General features: G+C 31.8%; 5 protein-coding genes. 3 read left to right on the forward strand and 2 right to left on the reverse strand.

Annotated elements, in window-relative coordinates:
- The first annotated feature begins 326 nt into the window (after nt 1-326).
- A complete protein-coding gene (locus QZU75_RS02900; protein WP_296881450.1) occupies nt 327-1361 on the forward strand; it encodes a hypothetical protein in 1035 nt (344 codons plus the stop codon).
- A 45-nt stretch (nt 1362-1406) separates the two neighbouring features.
- Here the strand turns inward: QZU75_RS02900 and QZU75_RS02905 are convergent, their stop codons facing one another.
- Together QZU75_RS02905 and QZU75_RS02910 are read right to left on the reverse strand one after the other, a co-directional pair.
- Nucleotides 1407-1958 carry a manganese efflux pump MntP family protein gene (locus QZU75_RS02905; protein WP_296881451.1) on the reverse strand — a complete coding sequence of 184 codons (552 nt, stop codon included), beginning with the start codon at nt 1956-1958 and terminating at the stop codon, nt 1407-1409.
- Between the two features lie 111 nt (nt 1959-2069).
- Nucleotides 2070-3359: an ATP-binding protein gene (locus QZU75_RS02910; protein ID WP_296881452.1), complete on the reverse strand. Its 1290-nt coding sequence runs from the start codon at nt 3357-3359 to the stop codon at nt 2070-2072.
- A gap of 383 nt (nt 3360-3742) precedes the next feature.
- Between QZU75_RS02910 and QZU75_RS02915 the strand changes: the two genes are divergently transcribed.
- Nucleotides 3743-5080 carry an NCS2 family permease gene (locus tag QZU75_RS02915; protein WP_296881453.1) on the forward strand — a complete coding sequence of 446 codons (1338 nt, stop codon included), beginning with the start codon at nt 3743-3745 and terminating at the stop codon, nt 5078-5080.
- Between the two features lie 107 nt (nt 5081-5187).
- The coding region (locus QZU75_RS02920; protein WP_296881454.1) for a hypothetical protein at nt 5188-5451 on the forward strand (264 nt) is incomplete at its 3' end.

A 5451-nucleotide genomic window follows, 5' to 3' on the forward strand; every position in this document is an offset into this window, starting at 1 on the left:
CGTTTCATATTAATATTTATTCTCCATTTTGCTATATATAATTATATATTGCTTATTTTTTCTAATCGATGTGAAATTTCAAGTGTAAATCTTAATACAGAATAATTAGACAATTTTAATAGATTATAAGTAAAAATAGAAATAAAAATAAATTTTTAAAAAATTTTTGCAAAAATCAAATAGGATTTCTACAAAGCCAAAATTTCTTTAAAATAAGATTATCTGTTGAATTCATATGAATATTGGAATAGTATAAATAGTATATTGTATAAAAATAAAGTCATAATAGTTTTTTTGTATAAATTAAAAAATAACGAGGTTCACTTGTGAATATAAAAAAGAAAGTATTGATATTCAGTTTTATATTGCTGTTTGTATCAATAATAGGCGTAAGTGCAAATGCAACTACTCATGATACACATGACATTCAAAGCATTTTAGAAGAATATGACGATTCCGAATTGACAGGATGCTGCTCTGTAGCATTGCAGCTTGAAGGAAACAACAGTATGTTCGCATTCAGAAGAGATGCAGGAAATGCTGCTGAAATATTCATAGAAAAAGTTGATGATTGGCATGGAAAACAAGCAGTTAAACAATATAAGACTGATGCAGGTTATTTCTGCCAGGTTATTATAACTAATGACGGTTGGGTAATCGGATATGGTGGAATAGACGACGGTGTAGACAATGAAAGAATTGAAAACATCACAGGATCAATGATGACCAATAATACTACCGCATTTGAAAACGGTCTTGCACAGGTTCAAAGTATCAAAGCAGCCTATGGATTAGGTCACCTGGTAATGAAAGCACCTAACGGAACTTATGGTATTGCAACTGCAACAGGCCATCAAACAGGTAAATTAGGCCCAGGTGAATACATTTCACTTCCAAATAAAATAGGTTTCATGAGAACAGGTAATATTGCCCTTAACACAAGCGATAAAGTTGCAGCAATGGCTAATCTTGCAATCTCTGACGGTTTTGGACTTACAAGAAGAGACGTAACTACATTCAACTTCCAGTGTGTAAATGAAACTACAAATGTAACCGATGCATATATCTCAAATGATGACGGATCAATGTGGGGCATGAGTACAGGCGGTTTAAGCGACAATGTAAATTTCACAGGAAAATACTTTAAAGCAGAAGATATTCCTATTGCTCCTAAATATACTCATATGGGCAATGTAACATTCACCAAAGACACTTCAGCAGGCCATACAAATATAGGCAATGCAAGTTTTGTTGACTATCAATTCTCAATGTTCAATTTAAAAATCATTGTTGTAATCATTGGATTTATTGCATTCATTTCGTATCATATTGTCAGAGCACTCAGATACTCAAAACGTTGAATTTAAAACTTCACTGGCTTACGCCGGTGATTTAACTTATTTTTTTTAAAAACCTAACAATATTTTAATTCCAATTAATATTAGAATCACACCACCAAGAATCTGGAATTTGTCACCTACATAGTTTCCTATCTTTTTGCCGATGAAAATACCTGCTATACTGAATGCAAATGCAACGATACCTATAATCGCAGATGATATTAAAATAGGATCATTTAAAAGTGCAATGGTTATTCCAACTGCAAAAGCATCAATACTTGTGGCAACTGCAAGCAATGTCACTTCCTTGAATGAAAAATTGTCTGTTATTTCCTCATCATCAGATGACAGGCTTTCACGAATCATATTCAATCCGATTGCAAGAAGCAGTATAAATCCGATTATCGGAGCAAGTGAGGTTACCACAGATGCAATTATATTGCCGCAAAGGTATCCTAAAATAGGCATTGCTGCCTGAAAACCCCCAAAAAACAGACCATAATATAAAATCTGTGAGTTTGTAAGATTCTTTTGGGTAAAACCTTTTGTCATAGATACACTAAATGCATCCATTGCAAGAGCAACTGCTATTAAAAAAGTGGATACAAAACTAAACATTAACTAATGTTTTGTAAACTAATTTATATAAAACTAATTAATTATGCCGGTTGAGAAATATAATAATAATATATTGAATGTTACATAATATAATTAAGTTCCAGTATTTTCTTATTTTAAACAGCCTATTGGAATGACTTTCACTCCATCTTTCCTTGTTTTTGCAAATTTTCCTCCGGTTATTACTGCTAAAAATTTTGGCTCTTTGATATATAAATCAGTTTCTGAAATTTTCTTTTTAATGAGGCTATCTAATTTTAATAAGTTTTTTGCTCCTTTTTCGATTTTTGTACTTCCTAATTTAAATTCTATTAATGCATAATCTTCATTTTTTAAAGTTAATACACAATCACATTCCAAGCCGTAACGATCCCTATAGTAGAATACTTGCCCTCCCATGGATAAAGTGTATGCGGATAAATCTCTCATGCATAAGTTTTCAAATATATGTCCAAAAGTATCTAGGTCGAACAGTAATCCATTAGGGTCTAAATTTAACAGAGCTGTTGCTATTGATGGATCAATAAATTCTCGTTTATCGGTGGATTTTATTGCCGATTTTGACCTTATATTCGGATTCCAAGCAGGAATATTAACTGTGACAAATAATTGGGATAATGCTTTTAGGTAATCATCCAATGTGGAGTAAGCCATGTCGGGATAATTTCCTCTAACATCTTTTAAAATGGTTTGTTTTGTTGCTTCTGTGGAATTGTTTCGCGCATATGACCTTAATATTTTTTTAGCTCGGTTTGGATCTCTTTTAACTCTATCAACAGTAGATATATCTGATTTACAAATATTATCCACATAATTTTCAGCAACAAACAATTGTGCTTCTCTATCTGTTTGTATGATGCTTTCTGGCCATCCTCCTCTACACGTTGCAAATGCCAAATCTTCAATTGTTAAATCTGATTCAATTCCATCAATATCCATATCGGGATTTTTGAATAATTCTAAAATGGATATTTTACCGTTAGATTCCTTGCTTTCATATAGACTCATAGGAAGCATTGTCATTCTGTTTATTCTTCCGGTTCCAGTATGCATAATTTCATCATTGTTAATGCTTGTTGAGCCTGTTAGAATAAATTGTCCGTATCCAGGAGTATTGTCTATTTTTGTTCTCACAGCATCCCACAATATTGGTGCGACCTGCCATTCGTCAATTAATCGAGGTTTTTCACCTTCTAATAATTTTGAAGGCATTATTTCAGCTAATTCTAAATAGTTCTGCCTATTGTCTGGGTCCTGTAATTGTAAAATGCTTTTGGCATGCTGTTTTGCAGTTGTTGTTTTTCCACACCATTTTGGACCTTCAATAACAATTGCACCCACCATTTTAAGTCTTTTTTCAATTGTTTCATCAATTATTCTTTTATAATATAATTCTGGCATGTTTTGTCTACCTCATTAAACTATATTTTTGTGCTTTTTTATACTATAAATTTGTGCTTTTTTATACTATAAATTTGTGCTTTTTTATACTATATTTTTGTGGTTTTTTATACTATAAATTTGTGCTTTTTTATACTATATTTTTGTGGTTTTTTATACTATAAATTTGTGCTTTTTAATCATTTTCAATTCAATCATAGAGGATTATCTGGTTTTTAATATCACTAATCTGTGTTGTTTGAGGGCAATATCATGTTTCTAATAATTAACATGAGTGATGTGATGTTTGTTGAAACATATTGTTTAAAATATATATAATATTGAGTCAAATATTATAATAGTGTAATGACTAAAACTACATTAATTTTGTATATAGAGGCAATATGTTAAATAAGTTATTTAAGATGGAAAAATATAACACGGATATTAAAACTGAAATTCTTGCCGGGATAACAACATTTATGGCAATGTCCTATATTTTAGGTGTAAATCCGGGAATGTTATCTAAAACAGGAATGCCTATTGAAAGTGTATTTATAGCAACTGCTTTGGCTTCAGGTATTGCGTCTATAATAATGGGTCTTTTATCTAATTATCCTGTGGCTGTTGCTCCTGGAATGGGATTAAATGCACTATTTACCTACACTATAGTTCTTGATATGGGTTTATCCTGGAAAGCGGCACTTGCTGCAGTATTTTTATCAAGCATACTATTTTTAATTATCACTGTCAGCGGATTAAGGGAAGCAATATTAAATGAATTTCCAAAGGACTTGAAATTAGCTATCGGAGCAGGAATTGGATTTTTCCTGGCTTTTCTAGGAGTTGTAAATGCAGGAATTATTGTATCTAATCCCATGAACATTGTTTCATTAGGTAATATTTCATCTCCACCTGTATTTCTTGCAACAATAGGTATTATAATCACATTAATTCTATTCATAAAAAAAGTCCCTTTCGCAGTTTTTTTAGGTTTGCTTATAACAGCATTCATTGGAGTAATATTTACATTAATCGGTTTTACTGTCCCTGATGTGGCTCTTCCAACTATTCCAAAAACATTCATCTCATTTAATTTGGATTTCAGTGTTTTTGGAGGATTCGTGCAGGGATTTGGAGAACTCTTTGAAAACATTCCAAGATGTGCAATAATATTGTTCTCATTACTCTTCGTTGTATTTTTTGATACAACAGGAACTTTAATTCCACTTGCAAAGCAATGCGGATATGAAAACGAAGACGGAACAACCGAAGGAATTAACAGGGCATTTTTAGGTGATGCAATTGGAGGTATCATTGGTGCTGTTTTTGGTTCAAGTACCGTATCTGCTTATGTTGAAAATGCAACAGGTATTGAGCTTGGTGGAAGAACAGGCATTACTGCAATTGTAACCGGAATTCTATTTATCTTTTCAGTCTTTATGTCACCTACAGTATTATCATTATTCACTTCATCAGTTACAGCTGCCGCATTAGTCATAGTAGGTATAATAATGTTTTCTGAAATAAAAGACATTGACTGGGATAACATTTCAATCCTTTCATCTGTATTCATAACAATAATCATGATGACATTTACGAATTCAATTTCTCTGGGTATTGCATTTGGCTTTAACACATATGTCATCACAACCATTGCATTAGGCAAATATAAAGAATTGACTCCATTAGTATGGGTGACTTTTATTATATTTGTAATTTACTTATTTATTCGATTATAGGATTTTACCAATAATCCTTCTTTTTTTGTTAACATTTATATATGACAACCATTAAATATAACTACAATAATTGTAAAGTTTAATTTACAATTATTTGAGGTGAAAATATGAATAAAAATAGAATATTTGCAATTTTTATTCTTTTTGCACTTCTTATAACATGTGCTGGTGTTAGTTTTGCATCAAGCGACATCGATGATTATTCCATGACTGATGATTTCGATGATAATTCAATTGATGATGATCTTGAAATATCAGATGATGACCTAGATGATGAAGACTGGGAAGACTACGACGACGAAGACGACCTAGACGATGAAGACTGGGAAGACTACGACGACGAAGACGACCTAGACGATGAAGACTGGGAA

The organism is uncultured Methanobrevibacter sp. (genome assembly GCF_902764455.1).
Lineage (GTDB): Archaea > Methanobacteriota > Methanobacteria > Methanobacteriales > Methanobacteriaceae > Methanocatella.

Excerpts from the sequence above, each read along its gene's own strand:
- QZU75_RS02905 (WP_296881451.1), bottom strand. The coding sequence starts at position 1,958 with ATGTTTAGTTTTGTATCCACTTTTTTAATAGCAGTTGCTCTTGCAATG.
- QZU75_RS02910 (WP_296881452.1), bottom strand. The coding sequence starts at position 3,359 with ATGCCAGAATTATATTATAAAAGAATAATTGATGAAACAATTGAAAAA.
- QZU75_RS02915 (WP_296881453.1), top strand. The coding sequence starts at position 3,743 with ATGTTAAATAAGTTATTTAAGATGGAAAAATATAACACGGATATTAAA.